A 26,273-nucleotide genomic window follows, 5' to 3' on the forward strand; every position below is an offset into this window, starting at 1 on the left:
GAAGGCTTCAGCGACGAGGTGATCGCGGCAACCTTGAACGTCAGTGGATCGACGATTTACCGGACCAAGCGCCGGTTTGTGGAAGCCAATCTCGACGGGGCGCTCAGCGAGGCCAGAGGGGTCAAGGCTGTTAGCTGTCATTTTTAAATGCACTTGCATTTCTTATAGGCAATCATAAGCTCGCAAATGTCGGTAGGCGTAAACCTCAGCAGTGACCGTCGGAGATTTATCGTGGTCCAGTCCAAGTAGGAGCACCGTGATGTCTTTGCTGACCCTTCTCAGCTCGCAAGATGAGCAAATCGAAATCGTCACCAATACCGTCCGGCAATGGTGCGACGAGCACAATCACGACATTCACGACGAGCGTGGCAGGTTCGCGCTACAAGCGGCTGTTGCTCTCGCTCTGACGGACAAATGGGACCCGTCAACGTTCGCTTCCCGACTTAGAAGGGAAATGGACAACTGCCCTGACCTGACCATGTAGGGATGGCCATCCTATGTCTGATCATCTCGGACGGAATCTCCAAGTCTGTTTCGAGATCTCTCTCGATTCGACGGTCGCCAAGCTAACCGGTCAGGAAACGAGTTGTTCCGTCGCTCGGCTGCTAAGTCAGGGCCGAGCCCGCTCGCTCTCGAAAGTGCCAGCCACTCTAGCTCAGCACCAACGCAGGTGGCTTCGGGCAGGTATCCCGAACAATTGATCGGCCCCCAGTTGGAAATCGCACCTGGGGGTACCATCGGCACTGTCCGAGAGTCTTTGCGCGCACGGCTCGCTGTCCAGAGGCGCAAATTTTCATGCGCCAGCATTCTTGCGGTGCCACCGATCCAATCGCTGTGTCGATAACGGCCTCGATGCGCGACTGCGAGAAATGTGCCTGTTCGCAGGAATTGCCTCGCATTTCCTCCACCTGGAACACCACCACGACCAGGGAGTTGTGTTCGAAAGGAGAGCATCATGGTTGCCGAACACGAGCAGGATCGTATAAAACCTGTGATCGGTCTCGCGCCCACGTCATCGATGTGACAGTCGTAGCAGGCGATTTTGTGTTCGGTAAAGGCATGCTGAAGTGGGAGCATTTACCGGGGCAGACCATGGACCGACACAGTTTCACATCAGAATGATTGCGATATCAAAGACCTTCGGGTAGCGCTCTCGCTGCTATTCGCCTGATGAACTGCCATGTCGAAATCGCCCTTGCCTGCAACCGAGGTCGGCTGAGCGAAACCGTTCAATGGCCGCCTGCTTTCGAAGGTCTTCCCTATAGCCGGGAGGATGTGGCCGCCGCCAACAGGTCCGAAATCGAGCGGCTGTGGACTAAGACAAGCTCGTTTGCTCGTCCGGGAACCGAGGCAGCGGTATGGAGTTCTCCCTGCAGCGAAGGAGAACGCAATGCCCAAGGACTCATTAGATGACAAAGACATCCTAAACGGAGTCGGCCCACTGGATTATGATCTAGGCGCGGTCGATGACCAGACATCCAGTGCAGCCACTGATGATGAAAGATCTACGGATTCCTGCGCTCGCGATGCTGGTCGGGCCGCAGACGCGAGCGAGGCAGCAAGCGCTGTGCGAGAAGCCGTGAGGTCCACGACCCCACGCTCAGGTCCGTCCATAGAGCGAGACATAATGATGGTGGTGGCAGCGGGCTATATCGGCTACTTCATTGCTCGACTGGCAAGATGATTGAACGATGACGGCGACGACCTCCGAAACCTGACAGTTCGAGTGCCGCCTCTTGCGGCGTTCATCAGCGGATGCCTCGCAAGTCTCGCCGGACAATCGCGACAGTAGCCTCTCATTTCGAGCAATGCTTTGCCCTATGCTCTCGCTTTTCGCAAGCGAGGGACGAGGCAATGGGCGAAGATCACACGAAAGGACATGATTCTTGAATTCCTGAGGAAGCAAACGTTGCGGTCATCGCGACATGCCACCGCAACGGAACGTCGGAGGCGGGTACGGTCGACTTCTCGGTGCGGGACAATCTTGAGATCTTGTTCGATACTTTTAAAGACACACGGAAGTTCAACAATATCGCGGAGAGTCCTGGAGGGAAAATTCCTAACGCTGCCAATTCCGCAGTACCGACCTCAACCTGGAGTCGTCGCCCGCCTCGCGGCACATCAAACTCTGCAGCGTAGCTACTGCAAAATAAACCGACTATGGATTGCATGGCCATTTTCACAGCAATAACAGTCCTGTCAAAGCTCCTATCCGCGGGCTGCTCGCGTCTTGCCCTTGTTTAAACGCTTGATCGCTTGCTCAAGTGACCGCTGGCCGTCGCAGTAGTCCTCCCATGCCGTGCTTTGTTTGAGCAAGGCCGGTACGGTCGGAATCGTGAACCGTTTCGGATCGAGTCCTGCTTTGACCTGTGTCCAGTTGAGCGGCATCGAGACCGTCGCTCCGGGTCTCGCACGAGGCGACAACGGCGCTACCGCTGTCGACGTTCGGTCATTCCGCAGGTAGTCCAGAAAGATGCGCCCATTGCGCTCAGCCTTGAACATCTTGGTGAGATACAGGTCGGGATTATCGCGTGCCATCTCTACGCAGACATCATGCGCGAAACTTTTTCCTTCATCCCATGTCAGCTTTTTACCTTTCGGCACCAGCAGCGGCGTCACCACATGGAGCCCCTTGCCGCCTGTGGTTTTGCAAAAACTGACAAGACCGAGCTCCTCCAGGCGGTCCCGGATTTCGCGTGCGCCCTCGATCACCGCCGCGAAATCGACATCCGGTCCAGGGTCCAGGTCGAATACCAACCGCCCAGGAACCTCCGGTTGGTTTGGTTCGCAGTTCCACGGGTGAAGTTCGGTACCGCCGATCTGGGCGATCGCCGCCAATCCTTCAACCCGATCGATCTGCAGATAGGGCTGCTTGTCACCGGACACCTTGACCTGCTCGATCAGATTGGATGTCCCTTGCATCGCGTGACGCTGGAAGAATTGCTCGCCACCGATACCGTCAGGGGTCCGGATAATCGAACAGGGCCGCCCCTTGATATGATTGATGAGCCAAGAACCCACGGCCTCGTAATAGTGCGCCAGGTCGACTTTCGTGACCGGCTCACCGCCAAGGGCGTCCGGCCATAGCTCTTTGTCGGGACTCGAAATCAGGACACCCATCACGTCGACTTTTGCGCCCTTGCGCAGCCTCGACGGTTTCGCGCGCGTTGGCTCGGGATCAGGGACATTCGCTTCGGCGGGGGCGGCTGGCTTTTCGGCTTCGACCTCCTCCGCAGGCTTGTCTTCGCGAAGTCCCTTGAACGCCGCCTGCCTGACCTGGCCGTCGGCAGTCCATCCGGCAAACTCGATTTCTGCGACCAGTTCAGGCTTCACCCAAACGATGTCCGGGTTCTTCTTGGGAGCGCCAATGCCGGTGAATGGAGATTTCGGCCGCTCAATCTCTTTCAAGCGTGGCAGCAGTTTATCGACGACGCTCGCGCCATATCCGGTCCCGACCCGGCCGACATACACGAAATGCTCGCCACGATTGACACCCACCAGCAACGACCGGAACTTGCCGTTTGTGGTGGCGTAGGCGCCAATGACGACCTCATGCCCTGCCCGGCATTTTGATTTTGCCCAGATTTTCGTCCGACCGGACTCGTAGGCGGCATCAGCTTTCTTGGAGACGATCCCCTCCAACGAAAGCTTGCAGGCAGACCGCAGGACAGCATCTCCGCCCGTTTCAAAGTGTTCAACGAAGCGCAAACGCGGATCGTCGCCAGCAGCTTCCGACAACAAAGCCGAAAGACGCTCCTTTCGCTCGGACAGCGGCAACTGCCTTAGGTCGTTACTGCCGTCACACATCAGGTCGAAGGCGAAATAGACGAGATCATCGGTTTTGCCTTCGGAGAGTGCTGCCTGCAGAGCCGCGAAATCCGGGGCGCCATTCTCGTCGAGGGCACAGATCTCACCATCGATAATGGCGTCGGGAAGGCTCGACGCCGATCGAGCGATCGCAGAATACTTGTTCGTCCAGTCAAGACCCTTGCGGGTCTTCAGAGTTACCTTGCCATCCTCAACGCGCATCTGAATGCGGTAGCCGTCGAACTTGATTTCGTGGACCCACCCCGTGGTGGAAGGCGGTCGATCCAGCGTTTCGCAAAGCTGCGGAGCGATGAAATCCGGCATGGCAGAAGCTTCGGCCTTTTCGCCTGGCTTGTGTTTGACCATCGCCTTGGTCCCTGCTTTCCGCTCATCGGCCGCCAGCCCCTCACTGTTATCCCATACAGCGTCCGCTTCGACGACGCCGCCTGCGGTCATGAAGGGCTTTGGCTTCTTCCCTTTTCCTGCCGCGATGGCTTCCATCGTTCTGCCGGATGCGACGGATGTGTCGTTCTCCTCCAGGACCGCCGCACCGTCCTCGTCCACGGAGAAATCGTCATGATGCTTGATCAGGAGCCAGTTGGTACGTTTTTCGCCCTCGCGTTCGCGCATGCGGACCAGCACGAAGCTGCCATGAAGCCGGTCACCCTCCAGAGTGAATTTGAAATCGCCTTCGGCCAAAGCCTGCGCGGGGCTCTTATTTCCTTCCGGCTCCCAATAACCTCGGTCCCAAAGCATGACGGTGCCACCGCCATATTGTCCCTTGGGGATCGTGCCTTCGAAGTCGCCGTAGTCGAGCGGGTGATCTTCGACCTCAACCGCGAGCCGCTTGTCTTGAGGGTCAAGTGATGGACCTTTGGTCACCGCCCAAGATTTGAAGACTCCGTCCAGTTCGAGTCGCAAGTCGTAATGAAGGCGGGTGGCGTCGTGCTTCTGAATGACGAAGCGGCGGCGGTTCGAAGATTTGACTGTCACCTCGCCGCTGGGCTCGGCGGTCTTCTTGAAATCACGTTTTGCACGGTATTTTGAAAGATTATCGGCCATGGCTCTTCTCGATCGCGATCGAGAGTCGAAATGCGACCACCGCTCTCATAGTTCCCGGCAGGACAAGCGCACTCCGCTCGACTTCGAAGCTGTGCCTCATCCGGACACACCAGGCGGGACGGGGGCGAGCGGATCGGTCACCTTCAATCCTCAGCGGGCGTTGATGCTGGGAAGAAGATTTTCGACCTGCTTGCGATCTCCTACCGGAAGCGTCTCGATCCGGTTTTGCCAGAATTCCTCAGCTGAAGGAGAATCGGACTCCCATTGCCGGACATCGGTGATGTTGTCATCGATCTTCGATAGTCTTCTGCCGCCCAGCGACAGATATTCCTGGGCAAGCTTATGCGTTCTCGTTTCCAGGTCGTCGCCGGATGGCGCCGACACGCCGCTGTTGTGATCCGAGGGCATAGTCTGCGGCATTCCTCCAGTCTTGCGATGTTCCTCTTCTGCTTCCAGCCAGTGGCGCTCGTGGGCGCCGTCAGGACGTCCTTCGGCCTCCCACTTCCGATAGGCTGCCTTTCGGATTTCTTCCTCGCTCATCATTCTCTCCTGGGTAGGGTTTCGGAGCCTAAACCTCCCATCGCCATCATCGTTCCAACACTTGGCGCGCCGGGGCGAAAACCGTGCGCTTTCCCGCCCTCCGGAACACCATGCTGGTCTCGGCGTTGTCCGACAAAGGAGAGCAAGATGTCCAAGATCACAAACGGCCCGAACGACCGCCCGCGGGACGAAAGCATCGCGCAGAGCGGCCCTGGCATTCCTGACGACAGCAGCGCGCCTGTCACCGCGTCGGACAAGGAGATCGAGGAGGCTCGGCGCAAATTGAGAAGCGGCTATCGTCCATCGGAGAGCGTTGAACTGGAGCGCCAGCTTGAGCGCCCAAAGCACGGAACCGCCTGAAGAATTTTCGCTGGAGACACCGCGATGACCTACGTTGCATCCCCGAGCCACGCAATCAATGATCCCGCCAGAACAGACGATCTTCGGCAGTGTCTGGAAACGGCGCGCAGGCGTCTGGACGAAGTGTCAAAGTCTTCAAGTGTCGAGAAAGAAGCGGAGATCATTTCCTCCGCGATCGGGGCCGGGTGGAACGAGGAAGAGGTCATAATCGCCTTGAATCCCGCACGCGAGCCGGACGGCCGGAAACCTACGATCGGTCTCGTGCCTTCTTCATCGATGTGAGTGATCGTCCGCGTCGTCGTCGGTGAAGCTCTCTGAGGCTGTCGCGTTCACCCGTGCTCACCATGGGCCGACATAGGTCCCGACCAGAATGGTCGCGATCGTCGATCTGCTGATCGCGGTAGAGCGCGACGTCGCGGCTTCGGAAGGAGATGTGATCCATGTTCGATTTGATGCCAACCGTGCCAACTTGGTGGGATATCGGCCTGAGGCTTCTGTTGACGGTGCTTGCCGGGGGCGTCATCGGAATGAACCGGCAGGTCGGCGGGCACGCAGCTGGATTCCGCACGACGATACTCGTCGGACTTGCTGCATGTCTTGCGATGATCCAGGCGAATCTTCTTCTGGCGACGGTCGGAAAATCCGAACAGTCCTTTGCCGTCATGGATACATTGCGGTTTCCGCTTGGAATTCTGACCGGCGTCGGCTTTATCGGCGGCGGCGCAATCCTGAAGCGCGGCGACTTGGTGACGGGGGTGACGACCGCTGCCACGCTGTGGATCGTCACCGCGATTGGCCTCTGTGTCGGCGGAGGCCAGATCATTCTTGGATGCGTCGGCGCGGTGGTGGGCTTTTTGGTGCTGTCACCGTTCAAGTGGCTCGATGAAAAACTGCCGAGACGTCAGAAGGCGCGAATGGTGATCAGCTCGAAGACTGGACGGGTTGCCGATCTGATCGCTGCGCTTCAATCGATCGGGTGCCGTGCGCGTTTCATGGAAAAACGCCGCTCCTCCGAGAAAGGCGTGCTGCTGCTGACCTACGAACTCAAATGGACCGGCACTGCCGAAGACGACCCGGAGCGGATCATTTCCGTCATCGAAAAATCCCACCAGCTGGATAGCTTCGAAGTGCTGAACCCGACTGCCTGAATCACCATCCAGGAGGAAGCTGCAAAATCCGCACAAGTCGACGGTTGGGAACCTGTGCCGTACCCGGAAGTTTAGCGAGAGCAAAGGAAACCGACGAACACGGAGGCGACAATGCCAAAGGGAGACACATCCCCGTACACCGACAAGCAGAAGCGCAAGGCCGAACATATCGAGGAAGGCTACGAGGATCGTGGCGTGTCCCATGGCGAGGCCGAGCGCCGCGCGTGGGCAACCGTCAATAAGGAAAGCGGCGGCGGCAAGAAGTCCGGATCAGGCCGCGGCAAGGCGGAAGACCTTTCCTCATCGAAGAAAGGCGGAAAGATCGGCGGTCACGCCGCGGCCTCCCGATCCGAGGCTGATAGGTCGGCATCGGCGAAGAAGGCTGCGGCAACACGCAAGCGCAACGAACATCATGCCGGCCATTGATCGTTCGCGTAACGCGCTGGCATGAAGTTCGCCACCCATGCCCGCTGCCGCACCGTTCGCCGCTGCTTTCGGAATCCGAAACCGTTCTTATGCCCGGCCGCGAACACATCCAATAGATTTCAATGAAGACGGCGCCGTCAACTTATCGCAACCGGTGTCGCAAGGGCGGCATTTAGCTGCCGCTGGTTGAACGGCTTTGACAGACGCTGGGCGTCCACCTCGGCGCCATCCGGAAGCTCGGCATATCCGGTCGCAAGGACAATCCTTACGTTCGGGTAACGAGACGCCACCTCTCTGGCAAGATCCGCTCCTGTCATGTGGGGCATGGCATGGTCTGTAATCAGGACGTCGGGCACCGGTCCGCGCTCAAGAACTTCCAGTGCCTCCTTGCCGGACTGCGCCTGCATTGTCGCGTGCCCGAGGTCTTCCAGCATGAGGACCGTGTTCATCTGAACGAGGCTATCGTCGTCGACCACGAGCACGGTGAGCGGTCCCACGGGATCGACTGACGTTTGCTCGGCGGGCGGATTCTCGACCTTCTGCTTGTCTGCTATTGGCATCCAGAGTTCCGCCGTCGTTCCCTGACTGCGCACAGACTTCAGCGTCAGTCTGCCGCCCGATTGCGCCATCACGCCCTGGACCATTGGAAGACCAAGGCCAGTCCCCTTGCCGATTCCTTTTGTCGTAAAGAATGGTGTGGTCGCCTTTTCCAGCGTTTCCGCATCCATGCCTTCGCCCTCGTCTCTGACGGAAAGGCAGACGTATTCCCCCGCGGGGAGATCTGGAACGTCTCCCTTATCCAGTACATGCTTGCGCGCCGAGACCGTAATCATGCCGCCGCGTGGCATTGCGTCTCGGGCATTCACCACAAGATTGAGCAACGCGCTTCCGAGCTGGTTCGGGTCGGTTCTGGCCAGCGGCAGCGACAGGGGGAATACAGTGCTGATCTCGACCGCCGGCCCGATTGAGTGCTGCAACAGCTCGGCCATCTCTTTGACGAGGTTCTGGAGGTCAACCGATTCCAGCTTCAATTCCTGCTTGCGGGAGAATGCGAGCAACCGTTGCGTCAGCGACGCGCCGCGACGGGCGCCCTGCATGGCGTTGTCGATGAGCCCGAGGACCTCGGGCATTTCGGCGACCCTCTTCCTTGCGATTTCGAGACTTCCGAGGATCGCCGTCAGGAGATTATTGAAATCGTGGGCGATGCCTCCGGTCAATTGCCCGACGGCTTCCATCTTCTGTGACTGGAACAGCTCTTCCCGCGCCCTATCCAGCGCCTCTTGTGCATTGCGTTTTTCCGTCACGTCCCGGGTAATCTTTGCGAAGCCGATTAGGTTCCCATCGTCCGCGTGAATGGCGTCGATGATGACGCTGGCCCAGAAGCGCGTTCCGTCTTTGCGTACACGCCAGCCCTCCCTCTCGAAGCGGCCTTCCCGCGCCGCGGTCTCAAGCGCATTTCGTGGAAGTTCCTTTTCCTTGTCCTCGTCCGTGTAGAAGCGCGAGAAATGTTCGCCGATGATCTCGTCGGGAGCGTAGCCCTTAATTCGTTGCGCGCCTGCGTTCCAACTGGACACGCGGCCCTCCGGGTCCAGCATGTAGATTGCATAGTCGGTCACCCCCTGCACCAGCAGGCGGAATTGCTCCTGGTTCCGCTTCAGGACTTCTTCGGCCGCTTTCCTTTCCGAGAGGTCGCGTGTGATCTTCGCGAAGCCGACGAGCTGTCCGCGAGGGTCGTGAACCGCATCGATGATCACGTGTGCCCAAAAGCGTTTCCCATCCTTGCGGACACGCCAGCCTTCGGCTTCAAACCTTCCTTCCCTTGCCGCCGTTGCCAATGCCATCGCCGGAATTCCCGCCGCCCTGTCCTCGGGAGTGTAGAAGCGCGAGAAATGTTCACCCAGGATCTCCTGCTCGCTGTAGCCCTTGAACCGTTGCGCTCCGGGGTTCCAACTGCTGACATAGCCCTCCGGATCAAGGAGATAGATGGCGTAGTCGGTGATGGCATCGACCAGAATGCGGTATCGGCCTTCGGTGGAGGCCTGCTGGAGACCGGCGACTGTGGGGTTCATGAATTCCTCGAAGCTTTCGGGCGCATATAGCGCAGCGCGGAAGCAAAACCATTCGGACACGTCGGAGTTCCGCCTCGTGCTGGAATTGTGGGCAGGCGAAGACCCGACCGCTTCATTCTGTCCGGAAAAGGCTGCGGGCGCTCTCCCGGCGAGCACGGCCAGTTAGGGCTGGCCACTGCCGCCGGCAGCGCCATAGACCTGCCCGGTCGCGTAGCTTGCGGTCGGATCGGCAAGCTGGACATAGATCGAGGCGAGCTCGGCAGGTTGGCCTGGACGTCCCAGTGGCGTCATCGCGCCGAACTTCTCAAGCTTCTCCATGGTGGCTCCACCCGCCACCTGCAGCGGCGTCCAGATCGGACCCGGAGCGACGCCATTGACCCTGATACCCTTCGGACCCAACTGCTTGGCCATCGATTTCGTGAAGCTCATCCCGGCCGCCTTCGTCATCGCATAATCGACGAGATCCTTGGACGGATCGTAGGCCTGCTCTGAGGTCGTGACGATGATCGCGGAACCCGGCTTCAGGTGTTTCAGGGCAGCTTTGGTGATCCAGAACATCGCGTAAACGTTTGTCTTCATGGTCGCGTCGAATCCTTCGGTCGTGATCTCCGACAACGACGAAGCCTGCTGCTGACGACCGGCATTGCTGACGAGGATATCAAGCCCGCCCAAAGCTTCGGCGGCGTCGGCAACAAGCCTTTCACAGAAAGCTTCGTCGCGAAGATCCCCCGGTAGCGCAACGCCTTTGCGTCCCTCCTTTTCAATCAGCGCAATTACCTCCCTGGCATCGGGCTCCTCGTCGGGAAGATAATTGATGGCGACATCGGCTCCCTCGCGCGCGTAGGCGATAGCAGCGGCTCGCCCCATCCCGGAATCACCGCCCGTAATCAGAGCTCTCAACCCTGCGAGGCGTCCATATCCCCGATAGGAGGCTTCGCCATGGTCCGGCTTAGGATTCATCTTGCCAGCAAGCCCGGGAAAGGGCTGTGACTGCTTCTCGAAGGTCGGTTTCGGATATTTCGTGGTGGGATCTTCCATGGTAACTTCTCCTTCATCTCGGGGGCGGTCGACGATCATTCGCCCGGATACTGTTCTTCCCTAAGCAGGCGGCTGAGATGCACGGTGTTGCGAACCAGCATGTCGACGGCCTTCGTCACGACCTTCGGCACCGATTTCAGATCGACGAAATTGGTGCTGCCCATCGCGTCCCCTACCCAGTAGGCGACAGCATTAGCCGGGATCGTGAAGCCGACGTCGTTCAGCGCCTGATAAAGTTCAGCGGACACATGATGCGCCCCATCCTCGTTGCCGACGACGGCGACCGCGGCGACGCGTCCATAGGACACCATCCGGCCCTGGTCGTCCGTCTCTGAGAGAAACGCGTCCATGCGCTCCAGCGCGCGTTTCGTGACCGACGACGGTTGGCCCAACCATATCGGCGTTCCGACCACCAGGATGTCGGCCGCCAGCACAGCCTCACGGATATCCGGCCACGCATCGCTTTTTCCTTCATCCGACGTTACGCCCGGCTTGATGTCGTGGTCGGCAAGACGGATGGTCCTGGTCGCAACGCCCTGCTTTTCCAAGCCGTTTGCAATCAGTCCCAACATACGATCCGTCGAGGATTTTTCTCCGCCACTGGACTTGAGCGTTCCGTTGAGAGCGAGCGCAGTGAGGGGCATCCGTATTCTCCTGGTCATTACGTTGCCGGACTTAACCAGTGACACGTTCTCTTGTTCCGTTCGCCACCAGACAGGTTCGCGGCCGCCCGCTGCCATTTATCTGGGTCGCAATCGGACGCTTGAGGAACCTACGATCGCTTCGGAGATTTGATTTGCAGAAGCGAATGTCCGTGAGGCGAACATGGCAGATCAATATCCGACTACCCATTCCGAAGGTCCGGCTGGCGGCTGGAGCTCGTTGAAATCGATTGCCCGCATCTATGGCGAGAGCTGGCCGACACCAGCAGCAATCGACACCCTGCGCCGCCAGAACAAGCCGGGTGGCTTCATGTGCGTTTCCTGCGCCTGGCCGAAGCCCGTGAACTACCATCCCTTCGAATTCTGCGAAAACGGCGCGAAAGCGACGCTCTGGGATCTCACCAACAGCCGATGCACGCCGGACTTCTGGGCCGAACATACCGTCGAAGAACTCCGGGGGTGGAAAGATCACGACCTGGAAATGACGGGCCGGCTGACCCATCCTCTTCGCTACGATGCCGGGACCGACCGCTATGTCGAAGTCACATGGGACGAGGCTTTTCAGCACATCGGAGCCGCGCTGAAGCGTCTCGAAAAGGAGAGCGTGGTCTTCTATTCTTCGGGACATGCCGGACTGGAGGCATCCTATCTCTACGCACTTCTTGCCCGCGCCTACGGCAACAACAATCTGCCCCAGAGTTCCAATATGTGCCACGAGACGACGTCCGTCGGGTTGAACAAGGTCATCGGCTCGCCCGTCGGAACCATCGTCTGGGAAGACCTGGAGAAGGCAGATGCGTTTTTCTTCTTCGGCCAGAACCCCGGCTCGAACAGCCCCCGCTTCCTCCACCCGCTGCAGGAGGCCAAGAAGCGCGGAGCGAAGATCGTCACCTTCAATCCGATCATCGAACAGGGCCTCGTTTCCTTCGTCAATCCTCAGGATCCGATCGCCATGCTGACCGGGCACGAGACGAAGATCTCGGATCAGTATCTGCAAGTGAAGGCCGGCGGCGACATCGCGGCCATCCTCGGTCTCTGCAAGCGCGTGATCGAAGCCGACGACCATGCCCAGGAGGCCGGAACAGACAGGGTGATCGATTGCGATTTCATCGCCGAACACACGACGGGCCTCGAAAAATTCGCGGCTGTCGTCCGTGATGTGCGTTGGAGCGACATCGAACGTGAAAGCGGCTTGCCGGAAGCAGCGCTTCGCCAGGCGGCCGATACCTATATCGAGGCGAAGAACGTCATCGGCGTCTACGGCATGGGCTTGACCCAGCATGCGCAAGGGGCGCTGAACGTCGCCATGGTCGTGAACCTGCTGCTGCTTCGCGGCAATATCGGTCGCAAGGGCGCTGGCTGCTGTCCGGTCAGGGGCCACTCGAACGTGCAGGGCCAGCGAACGGTCGGCATCGCCGAAAAAACCAAGCTGATCCCGATGGACAAGCTGAAGACGCTCTTCGACTTCGACCCGCCGACCAAGGATGGCACCACGATCGTCGATGCGGTGAAGGGCCTGATGGAGGGCCGGATCAAGGGATTTATCTGTCTCGGCGGCAACCTTTTGCGCGCCGTGCCGGACCAGAAGGAGATGGAGTGCGTCTGGGCCGCCCAGGACCTGACGGTGATGATCTCCACCAAGCTTAACCGAAGCCACCTCTTTCCGGGCAAGGAAGCCTTCATCCTGCCGTGTCTGTCGCGCACGGAGTTCGATCAGCAGGCAACAGGGCGGCAGGCGGTGACGACGGAGGACAGCTTTTCCCATATTAGCGGCAGCCTTGGAAAAAGAACGCCTGCCTCGCCCCACCTGAAAAGCGAGCTTGCCATCGTCGCGGGTATCGCGAAGGCCGCTCTCGATCCAAACCCGAAGATTCGGTGGGACGACTGGACGGGAGACTATGGCCTCGTCCGTGACCTGATCGAGTTCACCTATCCGAAGGATTTCAAGGACTACAACCAAAGGCTCTTCCAGCCGGGCGGCTTTTATCGGGGCAACAGCGCCCATGATCGTGTCTGGAACACCGAAGAGAAGAAGGCGGTTTTCACAACGCCCGACCGCCTCAATGCGCTATCATTCAAAGACGAACCGGGTCGGTTCAGGCTGATCACCATTCGATCGAACGATCAGTTCAACACGACCATCTACGGCTATTCCGATCGGTTCCGGGGTATCGAGGGTACACGCGACGTCGTGCTCATGTGCGAGGACGATGTCGCCGATGCAGGATTGCAGCCCGGACAGACCGTTACGCTTGTCAGCGATTTCGGCGATGGAAAGCGACGCGAACTCGGCGGGCTCGTCGTGACGCTCCACGACCTCCCCCCAGGCACGATCGCTGCCTATTATCCGGAATGCAACGTGCTCAATGCCATCGACCATCACGACGAACTGTCGAAGACGCCAGCATCGAAGGGAATCCCTGTCAGGATTCGAGGTTAGGTCGCCCGCCCCAGGAATGTGTATGCTGTTTCGTCATGCTCATATTTAGTTCTCAAGCTGCCTGTCGTCTCAATGGACGCTCGGCGTCTTCATCACGGTCGCAAAGTCCTCGGCGACCAGTTCGCTGACGGCGATCAGGACTTCCTCACGCGAAAATCCCGTCCGTAAAGCACTCAGGATCAAGTCCTGCAATTCCGGCTCGATGACGTCACGGCAATCCTCCAGGCGCTCTTCGGAGATCGTTATGCTGGTGAGCTCTTCCATCTTTATCCTTTCAAACAATGCCGCTCCGCCCAAAGCGGAGCGACGAGATTAGTTCTAGCGAACGGGAGCTTTGCGCTTCGGCGCGGCGATCAACCCTTCCCGTTGCAACTTTTTGCGTGCGGCCTTGCGATGACGGCTGATCGCCTGCGCCTTTTCCCGAACGCGACGTTCGGACGGCTTTTCATAGGCGCGCCGTTCCTTCATTTCCCGAAACAGCCCTTCGCGCTGCATCTTCTTCTTCAGCACCCTAAGGGCCTGGTCGACATTGTTGTCTCTGACGAGCACTTGCATCGAATTCTCCTTCTTTCTTGTTTGAGGTGCCACCGGTCAGCCGAGCTGCTCGGCGATGAGCTCCTGCAGTTCACGACGGGTGAGGAGACAGGGGGATATTTTCCTGTTCATGGTCGGCGGCACGACGGTCTCATCGCGCTCACGCGGCTTCACGACCGCGGGTGCGGCAGTGATCTTTGTGTTATTCAATATGTTTCCTTGCCTGCCAGTCAGCAGACGTCATCAGGTTGATTGGAGAATTACCCGTCGCGAAACGTTCGGTGGGCGCACATTTGCCTTGTAGCCAATCACAGCGACAAGCCTACGGGTGTCTAGCAAGTCATCCATATGGGCACTCACAGGGAACATTGCAATCGTTACCGCAAAGTGCCTCTACGCAGTAGGGAAAACGGAAAGAGGGCTTCAACAGTTTGGTCGAATCCCTCGTTGGGCGCAGCCGTCTCGGGGTTCTCGCAATCAGTCGGCAACTTTCAGGACCACCTTGCCGCGGATATGGTTTTCCTTCAGGGCCGTTTGGGCTTGTCCAACTTCGCTAAGCTTAAATGTGCCGGCGACCACGACCTTGACCTTGCCTTGATCGATCAATTCCGCGATTTCCTGTAACTGGCTGCCGTTTGGTTGCGCCGTGTATCTGCCCACGCGAATGCTCAATTCCGCGGCGCGGGCCTTATCCGGCTCCTTCAGTGTCGAAATAAGCGCACCTCCCGGCTTGACCACATCGAAGCTGCGATCCTGTGTCTCCCCACCAATCAGGTCGAACACCAGATCCACCGGCTCGATCACGTCCTCGAATTTTTCGGACTTGTAGTCTATCACCAGATCGGCCCCGAGGTCGCTTACGAATTCCCTGTCGGCGGTGGATACGGTGGTTGCGACCCAGGCGCCCTTGTCCTTGGCGAGCTGGATGGCGAAATGACCGACACCGCCAGCACCGCCATGGATGAGAACACGTTTGCCCGAGCGAAGACCGCCGTGATCGAAGAGACCCTGCCACGCGGTGATCCCGGCAAGCGGCACGGCGGCCGCGCCGACCGCATCCAGCGATTTTGGCATGGTGGCCACCTCGTCTGCTCTGGCCAGTACAAATTCCTCGTACCCCCCGTGATCCGGGGAGAGAAATGCAAAGACGTCATCGCCGATGAGGAAGCTTGATACGTTGTCGCCAGCGGCCGCGATTTGTCCGCTGACGTCGCGGCCGAGCACATAAGGCAAGTCCTTTTCAGTGACGACCGGATACTTGCCCTCACGCATCTTCGCATCGACGGGATTGACGCTTGCGGCAAGGACTTTGATGAGAACTTCGTTCGCGGACGGGATGGGACGATCGATCTCCTCGATCGTCATGACCTCCGGTCCGCCGAAGCGATGAATGCGAACAGCCTGCATGATGATGAAACTCCTGTGATGTCCGGGATCCCTGCTTTCTAGTGCGGAAACAGCGCTGCAGAACGATTGTTCCCTGGCTGTTGTCGACTCTGTCTTCCGACCGCGCGTTGGCACCGCGCCATCGGAACATTGTCGCTGCAAAGAGGTTTTGGCTCGGCAACCCGCTAACCGGAGCTTTAACATGATGAAGAAGACCATCGCCTTTGCTGGCCTCGCCCTTTTGATCGCGGCCCCTGTATTTGCTCAATCCGCAGCAGAAAAGACCGGCGTCAATTCGGTTCTCGGCATGGCGCCGAAGACGCAGGACTTCGTGTCCGAGGCAGCCACAAGCGACATGTTCGAAATCTCATCCAGCAAGCTCGCCCTTGAACGTTCCGATGCCGCCACCAAGACCTTCGCCCAGCAGATGATTGCCGACCATGAGAAGACGACCGGCGAACTCAAGGGGCTGGTGTCGAGCGGCAAAGTTCAGGCGACGATTCCGACAGCGATGACATCCTCGCAACAGGACATGTTGAACAAGTTGAAGAGCCTGCAGGGCGCGGACTTCACCAAGCAGTACCACTCCGACCAGGAAAGCGCCCACAAGGACGCCGTCGATCTATTCAAACGCTATGGGGATGGCGGCGACAACGCGGAGCTGAAGGCCTGGGCCGCAAGCACCCGCCCGGCGCTTGAGCATCACCTGCAGATGGCCACAGATCTGAACAAATGATGGATCTCGGCTGAGCACTTCTTTCACGACAACAATGGAGAGAGACATGACCTTGGAAGGCAAAAAGATCGCAATCCTGCTCGCCCCCCGCGGCACCGAGGAGCCGGAATTCGTGCAGCCGAAAAAGGCCGTCGAGGATGCCGGAGCGACGGTCGTTGTCGTTGGTCTTGAGGCAGGCGAAGCCCAGGCCGTCAACAACGATCTCGACCCCGGATCGACGTTTTCGATCGACAAGGCCATTGCCGATGTTTCGGCTACGGAGTTCGACGGCCTGGTCATTCCGGGCGGTAGCGTCGGCGCCGACAAGTTGCGTGGCGACAAGAAGATCGTTTCTTTCGTGCACGACTTCTTCGCGCAGCAAAAGCCGGTCGGCGTCATCTGTCACGGGCCATGGGTTCTGGTGGAAGCCGATGTCGTCAAGGGCCGCACGCTCACCTCCTACCCGACCGTCTCCACCGATATCCGCAACGCCGGCGGAAACTGGGTCGACAAGGAGGTGGTCACGGACAAGGGCCTCGTGACCAGCCGCAACCCGAAGGATCTTCCAGCCTTCTGCGCCAAGATAGTCGAGGAGTTCGCCGAAGGACGGCACCAAGCCCCGGCCCGCAGCGCCTGATCGCAAAGCCCCCCGGACGCATCGGAAGCGTCCGGCTTCCACCGTAGACCCCAAGGAGAAGAGATATGACCAATTATCCGAGCCCGCCATTTGACACGCCGCGCCAGCCGATGCCGGGCATAACGAATGTGATGTCCCCGCTACCCGATCATGGCGAAGAGACCTATCGAGGCTCCGGACGGCTGAACGGCAAGAAGGCAGTCATCACAGGCGGCGATAGCGGCATCGGGCGCGCCGTTGCGATCGCCTTCGCCCGCGAGGGAGCGGACGTGCTCATTGCATATCTTAAAGAGGACAGTGACGCGGAGCAGACGAAATCCTGGGTTGAGAAGGCCGGGCGTAAAGCAGTGCTCGTTTCGGGTGACATCCAGAAGTCCGATCACTGCCGTCACATCATCGACACGGCCGTGGCGGAGCTCGGCGGCATAGACATACTTGTTAACAATGCTGCCCATCAGGCGAGCTTTTCCGATATCGGGGACATTTCAGACGAGGAATGGGAGCTGACATTCCGAACGAACATCCATGCGATGTTCTATCTGACGAAAGCCGCGGTCGAGCATATGAGGCCCGGTAGTGCCATCATCAACACGGCTTCCATCAACGCCGACAGCCCAAGCCCGCATCTCCTCGCGTATGCGACGACCAAGGGAGCGATTCAGAACTTCACGGCGGGTCTCGCGCAGATGCTGGCGGATAAAGGCATCCGGGCAAACGCAGTCGCTCCCGGCCCCATCTGGACCCCGCTCATTCCGTCGACCATGCCCGAAGAAAACGTCAAGAACTTCGGCAAGCAGGTTCCGATGAAGCGCCCGGGACAGCCAGCCGAGCTTGCGACATCGTACGTCATGTTGGCGGACCCGCTCTCCAGCTACGTGTCCGGCGCGACGATTGCAGTTACGGGCGGGAAGCCAATCCTCTGAGGGGAACGGAGACGCGCGCTCGCATCGACGATTGCGAAGCCTTTCCGGGCGGCGACGGAGACTTCCTCTTCAACCCAGTGAAGTGGATATCGAGCATGGGACTGCGAAGGGCGCGGTTGTGGCGTGGGCGTCTGGTTCGGTTAACGCGATCATCCTTTTGGATTAGCGTCGGAGGCCACTGGCAAAGGCACAGGGCTACGAGGTCGACAATCTGGTCTGCGCCGGTGACCTTCCGCAAGGCCGGCCGACGCCGATGAACATGTACAAATGCTTCCTCGATCTCGGCGTCTGGCCGGCCCATGCCGTCGTCAAAGTCGACGACACCGGCGTCGGTATCGACGAAGGCGTGGCGGCCGGATGCTGGACGGTCGGCGTCGCGCTCAGCGGTAACGAAGCCGGCTTGACGCCGAGCGAACTCGCGGCCCAGTCACCAGATCAACGCTCCGAAGTCTGCAGCCGCGCTTCTGCCGCCCTGAAAGAACGAGGAGCCCATTACATCATCGACACAGTCGCCGATCTGCTCCCCGTCATTGAGGAAATCGAAAGCCGGCTTAGCAAAGGCGAGCGGCCCTGACATTGGCGATTTCGCCGGAGTTGGATGCATCCAGGGCGAAGCAGTCGTGCTGGATTGTGCGTCTGATCATCTTTGTATCCGATTAGCGATTATTTCGCCCGCTCCCATAGATGACAAGAAATGCCTCGACCGAGGCATCCGCATGCCGTTCAAGTTCTGCCTTTGAACGAGGCTTGCTGTTTCCGGTAAACATTGCCTCGTTCATGGGGATCCAAAGCAGCATTCCGAAAAAGTGACTGGCTGCCAAATGGGGGTCACTGGTTTGCATCAGCCCGCGACTTGTGAGCTTTTCAAAGCAGGATGCCATTGAAGCCAGCATCCGCTCGAAGCCCTTTTGGTACCAGCTGCGACCGAGTTGAGGCATGCGATCGGCATTGGCGATGATCAAACGCCGCAGCTTCAGCAATTCGTCATCCATCAGCATCGCCATCAAGCGTCGGGCGAGCTGATGCAGGCCGCCTTCCATATAGGTCACTTCGGACAGCAGTGTTGTCACGACCTCGACGACATCGTTGGTTTGGGTCGCCGTCGATTGAACGACCTCGCTGAAAAGCGTCTCCTTATCTCTGAAATGCTTGTAGATGGTCTGTTTGGAGACGCCGGCATTGGTGGCGATTTCCTCCATACTCGTTCCATCATAACCCTTGCTGACAAAGGCTAGCGTAGCTGCCTGGATGATCTCGCGGTCCTTACGTGCGGATCTGGTTTCATTCTCGATTTTCATGAAATCCTTCGACCGGTACTAGACAGTACCGTACTCTAATGTTAGTCGTGCGACACGGTACTGGACTGACCAGTACTCGTCAACAGATCACAAGGAATAGACAGATGACCAAGATGATCTTCGTGAATCTTCCGGTTCGCGATCTTGCTAAATCGACAGCGTTTTATGAAGCGGTAGGAGGAACCAAAAACCCGCAGTTCTCGGATGAGACTGCCTCATGCATGGTGTTTTCCGAGACGATTTACGCAATGCTGCTGACGCATGACAAATACAAGATGTTCACTGAGCGGCCGATTGCCGACACCAAAAAATCCAGCGCGGTATTGCTTGCCCTCACGGTCGAAAATCGCGATGACGTGGATAATGTCGTTGATCAAGCCGTCAAGGCCGGCGGCATTGCCGATCCTAATCCCAAGCAGGATCATGGTTTCATGTACGGCCGCAGCTTCGAAGACCCGGATGGCCATGTATGGGAACTGATCTGGATGGCAGGAGCGCCGGCTGAATAATCGCCTGATGAGATCGCCAATCGAACCGAAGCTTCCCGCTTCGGTTCGCAATTGATGCCTCTCCTCACTATTCCTTGATCGAGCTTTGATTGGCGCAGCCGAAACGCTCCGCTAGAATGGCTTTGTTTATTTAGGATCGATTTCGACGATCTCATCGCTATTCGGTCGGCCGCACAATTTAATTTAACGGCCTGCCGATTGGCGGCCATCGGGGAGGAATACCATGGGTCCCACCTATTTTCGCAAGACTGCCCTCATGCTTGCGAGCGGCGCCCTCGTTGCGCTCACAACAATTCATGGTGCCAGTGCCGCAGACAGAATTCGCATGCATGGCACAGTTGAAAGCCTCGACGGCGACACGCTGAAGATCAAGAGCCCCGATGGCAAGGACGTGACGGTCACGATGAAGTCCGGCATGAACGTCCTTGGGGTCAAGAACGCCTCTGCCGCTGACATCAAGCCGGGCGACTTTGTCGGTGTCGGCTCGCAGCCGACCGCCAGCGGCGTCAACGGTGCGGTTCAGGTGGTCATCTTCCCGGCTTCGATGAAGGGTACGGGCGAAGGTGACCGTCCCTGGGACGTCAAGCCAAACGGCTCGATGACTAACGCCACCGTTGCGAACGCCGTCAAGGACGTAAACGGCCCCACCCTGACGCTCGCCTACAAGGGCGGAGAGCGCAAGATCAGCATTCCTGATGGCACGAAGATCGTCGCACTCGCCCCGACGACCAAAGACGACCTGAAGGCCGGTGCCGGTGTCTCCGTACAGGGCGTCATGAGCGGCGATAACATGGTCGCAGCAGACCGCGTTTCCGTGGGTCTCGATGGCGCGACGCCACCCAATTGATCTCTGGGCCAGCCACGGTCAACGGACCCTCGGTTATAGGCCGAGGGTCTTCCTTTGCGCGATGCGCCAGGCCCGCGGCGTCTCTCCGGTCTCCTTCAGGAAAAAGCGGGAGAAATAAGCCGGATCAGCAAAGCCGAAACGATCACCGATCTCCTGCACGCTTGCGAAGGTGAAAACCAGCTCCCGCTTTGCTTCGTCGATAAGCTTGCGGGTAATCAGTTCATGCGTCCCCTGCCCGGTCATCGACCGGACGATGCGATTGAGATGCGTGGGTGAGATGCCGAGCGCTTCGGCATAAAAGGAGGCGGGCTTTCGGGATCGAAAGTGCCGCTGGATGAGATCGTTCAGAAGTTCGATCCGCCGCTCGTTCTCCCGCGCCGAGCCTTGGCTTTCCCCTTCCTGCGACGACAGGCGAAAGGTTAGTTGCAGGGCCGATGTCAGATAGGCGTCCAGCAGATCATTGCGCCCTTGGCGGCGCTCGTCGAAGGTCCGCCCGAGACGGCGAAGCGTCATGGCGATATAGGCCGCGTCTTCATTGCTGGGATCAAGCCATGTCACATGCGGCTCGGCGAGCCATTCGCCGAAACGGCTCGCGTCACCCGGTATCGTCTTCAAACTGGAAAGCAATGTGGTGACGACGAGACCGTCGATATCCTTCGAAAAGCGAAATCCATGATTCAAGCCCGGCGGAACCGTCACGACGGAATGCGGACGGATGGCCTGCCTGTTGTCACCGAAGACGACATCGCCTGCACCGGCGCTGATGTAGAGAATCTGAAAGAAGCGCTCATGGCGATGGAGCCGGATCTCCCAGTGATGAAGCCGGCTCCGCGAGGGAATCGTTTCGCAATGTAGCCAGAGTTCGGTTTTTGCACCGCTGATCTCGCCATAGAGATCATAGGTTGGCACGGAATTCATCGCCTGTACTCCCACCGCGGATGTTCGATTTTTGCAATTTCAGGCGCGAAAAGTCCATTGCTGCGGCCTCCTTCTGCCATCACAATTGCAATAAAAGCAAGCGCGGGAGGAAAGAATGCGCACCCAAGTCGTCATCATCGGGTCCGGTCCCGCGGGGCTTCTGCTTGGTCAGTTGCTGACGGAGGCCGGCATCGACAACGTCATCCTGGATCGCGCCAGCAAGGACCATATCCTCGGCCGTGTCAGGGCCGGCGTATTGGAAGAGGGAACGGTCGGGCTGATGGACCGGGCGAAGGTCGGCAGCCGCATGCATTCCGAAGGCCTGCCCCATAACGGCTTCTCGCTCACCTTCGATGGTCGCGACCATCGCATCGATCTCCATGAGCTTACCGGCGGCAAGCGCGTCATGGTGTACGGCCAGACAGAACTGACCCGCGATCTCATGGAACGCAGGGAAGCCGGAAACGCGCCGACGATCTATGACGCCGCCGATACCTGCCCGCACGATTTCGGCGGCGACAGGCCCCATGTCACCTATGTGAAGGACGGCATCTCGCATCGCATCGATTGCGATTTCATCGCCGGCTGCGATGGCTTCCATGGTACCAGCCGCAAGGCAGTTCCCGAGGGCGCGATCAAGACCTTCGAAAAGATCTATCCGTTCGGCTGGCTTGGCATCCTGTCGGAGGTCGCACCCGTCAGCCACGAGTTGATCTATGCCAACCATCCCCGTGGCTTCGCGCTCTGTTCGATGCGATCGATGACCCGCAGCCGCTACTATATCCAGTGCCCGCTGGACGAAAAAATCGAGGATTGGAGCGATGATCGTTTCTGGGATGAGCTTCGCCGGCGCCTGCCTGCCCATCATGCCGAAGCCTTGAAGCCTGCGCCGTCGTTCGAGAAATCGATTGCGCCACTGCGCTCCTTTGTGGCTGAGCCGATGCGCTTCGGCCGTCTCTTTCTCGCCGGCGATGCGGCCCATATCGTCCCGCCGACGGGAGCCAAAGGTCTGAACCTTGCTGCCAGTGACGTTCATTACCTATTTGCTGGCCTGCTCGAGCATTATCGCGACGGATCGGATGCCGCACTCGACGCCTATTCCGCCCGGGCGCTCGCCCGGGTTTGGAAGGCCGTTCGCTTCTCCTGGTGGATGACGACCATGATGCATCGTTTTCCCGACACGAGCGATTTCGACCAGAAGATCCAGGAGGCTGAACTCGACTATCTCACTCATTCGAGGGCTGCTTCGACCGCGCTGGCGGAAAACTACGTGGGGCTGCCCTACTGAAAAGGAGCCGATGCCTTTCATGGGCTTCCCTCCCCTGGCGGCGCGCTTCAGGGCTAAAGCCTCTTCGATATTTCCTCGGCCGCCTGGCGGATCGTCTGCGTGAGGATGGACAGCGGCAGCGAGGGAATGGCGTCAGTGCGCATCGTCAAACCTACCGGACCCTTCGTCTCGCTGGTGTCGATCGGCAAGGCTTTCAGCAATCCGTCGTCGATATCGCCGGCCACTACGCCTGCTGAAATGATCCAGATGGCATCGCTAGACCGGACGAAGGCGCGTCCGAAGGAATCTGAGACGGTCTCGATCTGGCTCAGCAGGTTGGCAACGCCGTTTGCAATCAGGAAGCTTTCGACAAAAGGCCGAATGATCGAGGCCCGCGTCGGCATCAGAACGGTATAGCGTCCGAGATCGGAAAACAGCGACCGGCCAGCTTCGAGAAGCGGATGACCCGAGCGCACGACGAAAACGACCTGCTCGGAATAGAGATACTCAAAGGAGAAACCGCTCATTTTGTCTGCTGCCGCCAGACGCCCGACGACCAGATCGAGATCGCCGACCCGAAGCTGCTCCAGGAGCACCGCATTCTCGCCTGTCACAACCTTGATCCGGCTCCACGTATCCTCCTTGAGAAACAGCTCCATCGCCCGCGGCATGATGCGCGTCGAAACGGTTGGCAAGGCGCCGATGCGGATTGGCGGCGCTTCGCCGAAGCGCTCCTGGCTGACGGAATCGAGCCCTTGGCGCAGCGCGCTCAGGGCCGCGCCGGCGTGGCGAAGGAAGACCTCGCCATAGCGCGTGATCCGGATGCCGCGGCCGTCGCGTTCGAGGACAGCCACGCCCAACGCCTCCTCCAGCTCGCGAATGGTCTTTGTCACCGCAGGCTGGCTGACATGCAGGAGATCGGCGGCCTTCTGCACGCTCTTCTGGCGCGCAACCTCGACAAAGGTCTGCAGATGGCGAAACTTTATGCGGCTATCCAGCATCGCAAAACATAACCTATCAGTTATCAAAGCGTCAGAAAATATCATTTTACCTAACCAGATGAAACTGCCAGTCTCGGCAAGAGGAGATTTTCAAGTGCAATTTGCCCGGATCAACGATGTCACGATCCACTACCAGCTCATTGGCGGGCCGGCGGATAAGCCCGTCATCGTCTTTTCCAATTCGCTCGGCACGGACTTCCGTATCTGGCGGGACGTTATCGTGCGTCTGGCGGGCGATTTCGCAATCGTGCTCTATGACAAGCGCGGCCACGGGCTTTCCGATGTCGGACAGGTTCCTTGCACGATTGAGGACCATGCCTCCGATCTCGCCGGCCTGCTCGATATGCTCTCGGTCAAGCAGGCGATCATTTGCGGCCTCTCGGTCGGCGGGCTGATCGCCCAGTCGCTCTATCAGGGCCGGCCGGATCTGGTTCGCGCCCTCATCCTTTGCGATACCGCCCATAAGATCGGCACGGCCGAAGCTTGGAATACGCGGATCGCGGCTATCCGCGAAAACGGCATTGCCAGCATCACCGACGGCATCATGGCGCGCTGGTTCACGTCCGCCTTCCGCCGCCCGGAAAACATCGCCTATGCCGGCTATTGCAACATGCTCGAGCGCCAGCCGGTGGAGGGATATATCGCCACCTGCGAGGCGGTCCGCGACGCCGACTTTACCGAGGCCGCCACAAAGATTGCGGTTCCCACGATCTGCGTCGTCGGCGATCAGGACGGCTCGACCCCGCCCGACCTCGTGCTTTCCCTGGCGCGGCTCATTCCCGATGCCCGCTACGAAGTCATAAAGGATGCTGGCCACATCCCCTGTGTCGAGCAGCCGGAGGCGCTGACTTCGGTCATTCGCGCCTTCATCGAATTTGCCATGCATGGAGACAAAGGCTCATGAACGAACCCTCGCCCATTTCGGAACGCTACCGCCGCGGCATGGAAACGCGCCGCGCCGTTCTCGGCGACAGCCATGTCGACCGTGCCCAATCGGTATCGACGGATTTCGACCGGCCATTCCAAGAGCTGATCACGGAAAGTGCCTGGGGAACGGTCTGGTCACGGCCCGGCTTGACGAAGCGCGAGCGGTCGATCGTCACGATCGCACTTCTCGCGGCGCTGGGGCAGGACGAAGAAGTGGCGATGCATGTACGCGCAACGGCCAATACGGGTGCCTCGCGAAACGATATCTGCGAGGCGCTGCTTCACGTCGCGATCTATGCCGGCGTGCCGGCCGCCAACCATGCAATCAAGATCGCGAAGCAGGTTTTCGAGCAAATGGACGCCGATCAGACGACCCGAGGCGAGGCATGAGATGAGCGACAGACCGAACCGCAAGCCCGAAACGGGCGCCTTCTTTGCAAGGGATCGCGCATGGCATGCGCCGGCCCTGACACCGGGCTACAAGACCTCGGTACTGCGCTCCCCTCAAAGGGCACTCCTGTCGCTCGACAGCACGATCTCAGAAATCACTGGCCCGGTCTTCGGTCACTCCATGCTGGGCGAGCTGGACAACGACCTCATTCATAATTTCGCCAAGCCGGGCGAAAGCGCGATCGGCGAGCGCATCGTCGTTCATGGCCGCGTACTTGACGAACGCGGCCGGCCAGTGCCGGGCGCTTTGGTAGAATTCTGGCAGGCCAATGCCGGCGGTCGCTATCGCCACAAGAAGGAAACCTATCTCGCCGCCATCGATCCGAATTTCGGCGGCTGCGGCCGCGCCGTGACCGATGAGGATGGACACTATTTCTTCCGCACCGTCCGACCCGGCGCCTATCCCTGGCCGAACGGCGTCAACGACTGGCGTCCTGCCCATATTCATTTCTCGATCTTCGGCCACGGTTTCGCGCAACGGCTGATCACGCAAATGTATTTCGAGGGCGATCCGATGATCTGGAAATGTCCGATCGTCGGCACCATCCCCGACAGGGCCGCCATCGAGCAGCTGATCGCGCCGCTGGACTGGGGCAATACGATCCCCATGGATTCCCGCGCCTACAAATTCGACATCATCCTTCGCGGCCGCCGCTCGACCATGTTCGAAAACAGACCGGAGGGAAACTGATGGCCCAGGAACTCGGCTACCTCAAGGAAACGCCGTCGCAGACGGCCGGCCCCTATGTCCATATCGGCCTGACCCCGAATTTCTGCAATATATCCGGTGTCTACGACAGCGACCTCGGCACTACGATGGTGAACGACAAGACGCTCGGGGAGCGGATCACCGTGACCGGGCGCGTCCTCGACGGCGCCGGCTCCCTCGTGCGAGACGCCGTCATCGAGATCTGGCAGGCCGACAGGTCAGGGCTCTACAATAGCCCATCGGAAATGCGCGGCACCGCCGATCCGAACTTTACCGGATGGGGGCGCTGCCCGACGCGTGCCGAAGATGGCGTCTACAGCTTCGAGACGGTCAAGCCCGGCATCGTGCCCTATAAGGACGGCCGCAGGATGGCCCCGCACATCACCTTCTGGATCGTTGCCCGCGGCATCAATATCGGCCTGCATACGCGCATGTATTTCCCGGAGGAGACAGAAGCGAACGCGGCCGACCCGCTGCTTGCCCGCATCGAACATCGCGAGCGTGTGGCAACGATGATTGCCACGAAGGACGGCGCAACCTATACGTTTGACATTCATCTCCAAGGCGAAAAGGAAACGGTGTTCCTGGACATCTGAAACC

General features: G+C 59.1%; 31 protein-coding genes. 19 read left to right on the forward strand and 12 right to left on the reverse strand.

Going from position 1 to position 26,273, the window contains the following annotated elements; all coding sequences use genetic code 11:
* The 3 genes from EV561_RS14485 to EV561_RS14495 all read left to right on the forward strand — a co-directional run.
* Positions 1-147: helix-turn-helix domain-containing protein (locus tag EV561_RS14485; protein WP_281025637.1), on the forward strand; the 147-nt coding region annotated here is incomplete at its 5' end.
* A gap of 112 nt (positions 148-259) precedes the next feature.
* The gene (locus tag EV561_RS14490; RefSeq protein ID WP_132522641.1) at positions 260-484 is read left to right on the forward strand and encodes a hypothetical protein; all 225 of its coding nucleotides are present in this window, start codon (positions 260-262) and stop codon (positions 482-484) included.
* 1,433 nt (positions 485-1,917) lie between these two features.
* On the forward strand, positions 1,918-2,139 hold the full coding sequence (locus EV561_RS14495; RefSeq protein ID WP_245512686.1) for a hypothetical protein: 222 nt from the start codon (positions 1,918-1,920) through the stop codon (positions 2,137-2,139).
* A 69-nt stretch (positions 2,140-2,208) separates the two neighbouring features.
* Here the strand turns inward: EV561_RS14495 and ligD are convergent, their stop codons facing one another.
* Both ligD and EV561_RS14505 read right to left on the reverse strand, forming a co-directional pair.
* Positions 2,209-4,869 carry a DNA ligase D gene (gene ligD / locus EV561_RS14500; RefSeq protein WP_132522643.1) on the reverse strand — a complete coding sequence of 887 codons (2,661 nt, stop codon included), beginning with the start codon at positions 4,867-4,869 and terminating at the stop codon, positions 2,209-2,211.
* A gap of 150 nt (positions 4,870-5,019) precedes the next feature.
* Positions 5,020-5,409 (reverse strand): DUF2934 domain-containing protein, encoded by a 390-nt coding sequence (locus tag EV561_RS14505; protein ID WP_132522645.1) that lies wholly within the window; start codon positions 5,407-5,409, stop codon positions 5,020-5,022.
* Positions 5,410-5,556: 147 nt separating this feature from the next.
* Between EV561_RS14505 and EV561_RS14510 the strand changes: the two genes are divergently transcribed.
* The 4 genes from EV561_RS14510 (at position 5,557) to EV561_RS14525 (ending at position 7,343) form a co-directional block, all read left to right on the forward strand.
* Positions 5,557-5,769 carry a hypothetical protein gene (locus tag EV561_RS14510; protein ID WP_132522647.1) on the forward strand — a complete coding sequence of 71 codons (213 nt, stop codon included), beginning with the start codon at positions 5,557-5,559 and terminating at the stop codon, positions 5,767-5,769.
* A gap of 24 nt (positions 5,770-5,793) precedes the next feature.
* Positions 5,794-6,051, forward strand: a complete 258-nt coding sequence (locus tag EV561_RS14515) for a hypothetical protein (protein ID WP_132522649.1) — start codon at positions 5,794-5,796, stop codon at positions 6,049-6,051.
* A 158-nt stretch (positions 6,052-6,209) separates the two neighbouring features.
* Positions 6,210-6,917, forward strand: a complete 708-nt coding sequence (locus tag EV561_RS14520; protein ID WP_165927804.1) for an MgtC/SapB family protein — start codon at positions 6,210-6,212, stop codon at positions 6,915-6,917.
* Between the two features lie 111 nt (positions 6,918-7,028).
* Positions 7,029-7,343 carry a plasmid stabilization protein gene (locus tag EV561_RS14525; RefSeq protein WP_132522651.1) on the forward strand — a complete coding sequence of 105 codons (315 nt, stop codon included), beginning with the start codon at positions 7,029-7,031 and terminating at the stop codon, positions 7,341-7,343.
* Between the two features lie 137 nt (positions 7,344-7,480).
* Here EV561_RS14525 and EV561_RS14530 read toward each other — a convergent pair whose 3' ends face one another.
* The 3 genes from EV561_RS14530 to EV561_RS14540 form a co-directional block, all read right to left on the reverse strand.
* Entirely contained in the window at positions 7,481-9,412 is a 1,932-nt protein-coding gene (locus tag EV561_RS14530; protein WP_132522653.1) for a PAS domain-containing sensor histidine kinase, read from the reverse strand.
* A 162-nt stretch (positions 9,413-9,574) separates the two neighbouring features.
* Positions 9,575-10,489: an SDR family oxidoreductase gene (locus tag EV561_RS14535; RefSeq protein ID WP_281025482.1), complete on the reverse strand. Its 915-nt coding sequence runs from the start codon at positions 10,487-10,489 to the stop codon at positions 9,575-9,577.
* Complete coding sequence (locus tag EV561_RS14540; RefSeq protein ID WP_132522657.1) at positions 10,486-11,094, reverse strand: flavodoxin family protein; 609 nt, start codon at positions 11,092-11,094, stop codon at positions 10,486-10,488. The genes EV561_RS14535 and EV561_RS14540 overlap by 4 nt, the downstream gene beginning before the upstream one ends.
* A gap of 181 nt (positions 11,095-11,275) precedes the next feature.
* On the opposite strand from EV561_RS14540, the gene EV561_RS14545 reads away from it, so the two are divergent.
* On the forward strand, positions 11,276-13,552 hold the full coding sequence (locus EV561_RS14545) for an FdhF/YdeP family oxidoreductase (RefSeq protein ID WP_132522659.1): 2,277 nt from the start codon (positions 11,276-11,278) through the stop codon (positions 13,550-13,552).
* A gap of 69 nt (positions 13,553-13,621) precedes the next feature.
* On the opposite strand, the gene EV561_RS14550 is transcribed toward EV561_RS14545, so the two are convergent.
* The 4 genes from EV561_RS14550 to EV561_RS14560 all read right to left on the reverse strand — a co-directional run bounded on the left by EV561_RS14550 (position 13,622) and on the right by EV561_RS14560 (position 15,493).
* Positions 13,622-13,816, reverse strand: coding sequence for a hypothetical protein (locus EV561_RS14550; RefSeq protein ID WP_132522661.1), 195 nt, complete (start codon positions 13,814-13,816; stop codon positions 13,622-13,624).
* 54 nt (positions 13,817-13,870) lie between these two features.
* Positions 13,871-14,107 (reverse strand): 30S ribosomal protein S21, encoded by a 237-nt coding sequence (rpsU, locus tag EV561_RS14555; RefSeq protein WP_132522663.1) that lies wholly within the window; start codon positions 14,105-14,107, stop codon positions 13,871-13,873.
* Positions 14,108-14,143: 36 nt separating this feature from the next.
* Complete coding sequence (locus EV561_RS37195; protein WP_165927805.1) at positions 14,144-14,296, reverse strand: hypothetical protein; 153 nt, start codon at positions 14,294-14,296, stop codon at positions 14,144-14,146.
* 267 nt (positions 14,297-14,563) lie between these two features.
* The gene (locus EV561_RS14560; protein ID WP_132523295.1) at positions 14,564-15,493 is read right to left on the reverse strand and encodes an NADP-dependent oxidoreductase; all 930 of its coding nucleotides are present in this window, start codon (positions 15,491-15,493) and stop codon (positions 14,564-14,566) included.
* Positions 15,494-15,677: 184 nt separating this feature from the next.
* Here EV561_RS14560 and EV561_RS14565 point away from each other — a divergent pair, with 184 nt between their 5' ends.
* From EV561_RS14565 to EV561_RS14580, 4 genes are all read left to right on the forward strand, one after another.
* Complete coding sequence (locus EV561_RS14565) at positions 15,678-16,208, forward strand: DUF4142 domain-containing protein (RefSeq protein ID WP_132523297.1); 531 nt, start codon at positions 15,678-15,680, stop codon at positions 16,206-16,208.
* A 46-nt stretch (positions 16,209-16,254) separates the two neighbouring features.
* A complete protein-coding gene (locus EV561_RS14570) occupies positions 16,255-16,824 on the forward strand; it encodes a type 1 glutamine amidotransferase domain-containing protein (RefSeq protein WP_132522665.1) in 570 nt (189 codons plus the stop codon).
* 65 nt (positions 16,825-16,889) lie between these two features.
* Positions 16,890-17,747 carry an SDR family oxidoreductase gene (locus EV561_RS14575; RefSeq protein WP_132522667.1) on the forward strand — a complete coding sequence of 286 codons (858 nt, stop codon included), beginning with the start codon at positions 16,890-16,892 and terminating at the stop codon, positions 17,745-17,747.
* A 253-nt stretch (positions 17,748-18,000) separates the two neighbouring features.
* Positions 18,001-18,321, forward strand: coding sequence for a hypothetical protein (locus tag EV561_RS14580; RefSeq protein WP_207910535.1), 321 nt, complete (start codon positions 18,001-18,003; stop codon positions 18,319-18,321).
* An 82-nt stretch (positions 18,322-18,403) separates the two neighbouring features.
* On the opposite strand, the gene EV561_RS14585 is transcribed toward EV561_RS14580, so the two are convergent.
* The gene (locus EV561_RS14585) at positions 18,404-19,045 is read right to left on the reverse strand and encodes a TetR/AcrR family transcriptional regulator (RefSeq protein WP_132522668.1); all 642 of its coding nucleotides are present in this window, start codon (positions 19,043-19,045) and stop codon (positions 18,404-18,406) included.
* Between the two features lie 104 nt (positions 19,046-19,149).
* On the opposite strand from EV561_RS14585, the gene EV561_RS14590 reads away from it, so the two are divergent.
* Positions 19,150-19,554: a VOC family protein gene (locus EV561_RS14590; protein ID WP_132522669.1), complete on the forward strand. Its 405-nt coding sequence runs from the start codon at positions 19,150-19,152 to the stop codon at positions 19,552-19,554.
* Between the two features lie 223 nt (positions 19,555-19,777).
* Positions 19,778-20,401 carry a DUF5666 domain-containing protein gene (locus EV561_RS14595; protein ID WP_132522670.1) on the forward strand — a complete coding sequence of 208 codons (624 nt, stop codon included), beginning with the start codon at positions 19,778-19,780 and terminating at the stop codon, positions 20,399-20,401.
* A gap of 33 nt (positions 20,402-20,434) precedes the next feature.
* Here the strand turns inward: EV561_RS14595 and EV561_RS14600 are convergent, their stop codons facing one another.
* Positions 20,435-21,319: a helix-turn-helix domain-containing protein gene (locus tag EV561_RS14600; protein ID WP_132522671.1), complete on the reverse strand. Its 885-nt coding sequence runs from the start codon at positions 21,317-21,319 to the stop codon at positions 20,435-20,437.
* Positions 21,320-21,434: 115 nt separating this feature from the next.
* Between EV561_RS14600 and pobA the strand changes: the two genes are divergently transcribed.
* Positions 21,435-22,607, forward strand: a complete 1,173-nt coding sequence (gene pobA, locus EV561_RS14605; protein ID WP_132522672.1) for a 4-hydroxybenzoate 3-monooxygenase — start codon at positions 21,435-21,437, stop codon at positions 22,605-22,607.
* Between the two features lie 53 nt (positions 22,608-22,660).
* On the opposite strand, the gene pcaQ is transcribed toward pobA, so the two are convergent.
* Positions 22,661-23,587: a pca operon transcription factor PcaQ gene (gene pcaQ, locus EV561_RS14610; protein WP_132522673.1), complete on the reverse strand. Its 927-nt coding sequence runs from the start codon at positions 23,585-23,587 to the stop codon at positions 22,661-22,663.
* A gap of 94 nt (positions 23,588-23,681) precedes the next feature.
* Here pcaQ and pcaD point away from each other — a divergent pair, with 94 nt between their 5' ends.
* The 4 genes from pcaD to pcaG are packed head-to-tail and all read left to right on the forward strand — an operon-like array spanning position 23,682 to position 26,269.
* Complete coding sequence (gene pcaD, locus EV561_RS14615; RefSeq protein WP_132522674.1) at positions 23,682-24,491, forward strand: 3-oxoadipate enol-lactonase; 810 nt, start codon at positions 23,682-23,684, stop codon at positions 24,489-24,491.
* Positions 24,488-24,904: a 4-carboxymuconolactone decarboxylase gene (pcaC, locus tag EV561_RS14620; RefSeq protein ID WP_132522675.1), complete on the forward strand. Its 417-nt coding sequence runs from the start codon at positions 24,488-24,490 to the stop codon at positions 24,902-24,904. The genes pcaD and pcaC overlap by 4 nt, the downstream gene beginning before the upstream one ends.
* Before the next feature lies 1 nt (position 24,905).
* Positions 24,906-25,655 carry a protocatechuate 3,4-dioxygenase subunit beta gene (pcaH, locus tag EV561_RS14625; RefSeq protein ID WP_132522676.1) on the forward strand — a complete coding sequence of 250 codons (750 nt, stop codon included), beginning with the start codon at positions 24,906-24,908 and terminating at the stop codon, positions 25,653-25,655.
* Complete coding sequence (gene pcaG / locus EV561_RS14630) at positions 25,655-26,269, forward strand: protocatechuate 3,4-dioxygenase subunit alpha (protein WP_132522677.1); 615 nt, start codon at positions 25,655-25,657, stop codon at positions 26,267-26,269. Before pcaH ends, pcaG begins: the two co-directional genes overlap by 1 nt.
* Positions 26,270-26,273: the final 4 nt, after the last annotated feature.

This window comes from Rhizobium sp. BK376, assembly GCF_004341625.1.
GTDB lineage: Bacteria > Pseudomonadota > Alphaproteobacteria > Rhizobiales > Rhizobiaceae > Rhizobium.

Coding starts and splice junctions, on each gene's coding strand:
- EV561_RS14490 (WP_132522641.1), top strand. CDS start 260: ATGTCTTTGCTGACCCTTCTCAGCTCGCAAGATGAGCAAATCGAAATC.
- ligD (WP_132522643.1), bottom strand. CDS start 4,869: ATGGCCGATAATCTTTCAAAATACCGTGCAAAACGTGATTTCAAGAAG.
- EV561_RS14505 (WP_132522645.1), bottom strand. CDS start 5,409: ATGAGCGAGGAAGAAATCCGAAAGGCAGCCTATCGGAAGTGGGAGGCC.
- EV561_RS14510 (WP_132522647.1), top strand. CDS start 5,557: ATGTCCAAGATCACAAACGGCCCGAACGACCGCCCGCGGGACGAAAGC.
- EV561_RS14515 (WP_132522649.1), top strand. CDS start 5,794: ATGACCTACGTTGCATCCCCGAGCCACGCAATCAATGATCCCGCCAGA.
- EV561_RS14520 (WP_165927804.1), top strand. CDS start 6,210: ATGTTCGATTTGATGCCAACCGTGCCAACTTGGTGGGATATCGGCCTG.
- EV561_RS14525 (WP_132522651.1), top strand. CDS start 7,029: ATGCCAAAGGGAGACACATCCCCGTACACCGACAAGCAGAAGCGCAAG.
- EV561_RS14530 (WP_132522653.1), bottom strand. CDS start 9,412: ATGAACCCCACAGTCGCCGGTCTCCAGCAGGCCTCCACCGAAGGCCGA.
- EV561_RS14535 (WP_281025482.1), bottom strand. CDS start 10,489: ATGATCGTCGACCGCCCCCGAGATGAAGGAGAAGTTACCATGGAAGAT.
- EV561_RS14540 (WP_132522657.1), bottom strand. CDS start 11,094: ATGCCCCTCACTGCGCTCGCTCTCAACGGAACGCTCAAGTCCAGTGGC.
- EV561_RS14545 (WP_132522659.1), top strand. CDS start 11,276: ATGGCAGATCAATATCCGACTACCCATTCCGAAGGTCCGGCTGGCGGC.
- EV561_RS14550 (WP_132522661.1), bottom strand. CDS start 13,816: ATGGAAGAGCTCACCAGCATAACGATCTCCGAAGAGCGCCTGGAGGAT.
- rpsU (WP_132522663.1), bottom strand. CDS start 14,107: ATGCAAGTGCTCGTCAGAGACAACAATGTCGACCAGGCCCTTAGGGTG.
- EV561_RS14560 (WP_132523295.1), bottom strand. CDS start 15,493: ATGCAGGCTGTTCGCATTCATCGCTTCGGCGGACCGGAGGTCATGACG.
- EV561_RS14565 (WP_132523297.1), top strand. CDS start 15,678: ATGAAGAAGACCATCGCCTTTGCTGGCCTCGCCCTTTTGATCGCGGCC.
- EV561_RS14570 (WP_132522665.1), top strand. CDS start 16,255: ATGACCTTGGAAGGCAAAAAGATCGCAATCCTGCTCGCCCCCCGCGGC.
- EV561_RS14575 (WP_132522667.1), top strand. CDS start 16,890: ATGACCAATTATCCGAGCCCGCCATTTGACACGCCGCGCCAGCCGATG.
- EV561_RS14580 (WP_207910535.1), top strand. CDS start 18,001: ATGAACATGTACAAATGCTTCCTCGATCTCGGCGTCTGGCCGGCCCAT.
- EV561_RS14585 (WP_132522668.1), bottom strand. CDS start 19,045: ATGAAAATCGAGAATGAAACCAGATCCGCACGTAAGGACCGCGAGATC.
- EV561_RS14590 (WP_132522669.1), top strand. CDS start 19,150: ATGACCAAGATGATCTTCGTGAATCTTCCGGTTCGCGATCTTGCTAAA.
- EV561_RS14595 (WP_132522670.1), top strand. CDS start 19,778: ATGGGTCCCACCTATTTTCGCAAGACTGCCCTCATGCTTGCGAGCGGC.
- EV561_RS14600 (WP_132522671.1), bottom strand. CDS start 21,319: ATGAATTCCGTGCCAACCTATGATCTCTATGGCGAGATCAGCGGTGCA.
- pobA (WP_132522672.1), top strand. CDS start 21,435: ATGCGCACCCAAGTCGTCATCATCGGGTCCGGTCCCGCGGGGCTTCTG.
- pcaQ (WP_132522673.1), bottom strand. CDS start 23,587: ATGCTGGATAGCCGCATAAAGTTTCGCCATCTGCAGACCTTTGTCGAG.
- pcaC (WP_132522675.1), top strand. CDS start 24,488: ATGAACGAACCCTCGCCCATTTCGGAACGCTACCGCCGCGGCATGGAA.
- pcaH (WP_132522676.1), top strand. CDS start 24,906: ATGAGCGACAGACCGAACCGCAAGCCCGAAACGGGCGCCTTCTTTGCA.
- pcaG (WP_132522677.1), top strand. CDS start 25,655: ATGGCCCAGGAACTCGGCTACCTCAAGGAAACGCCGTCGCAGACGGCC.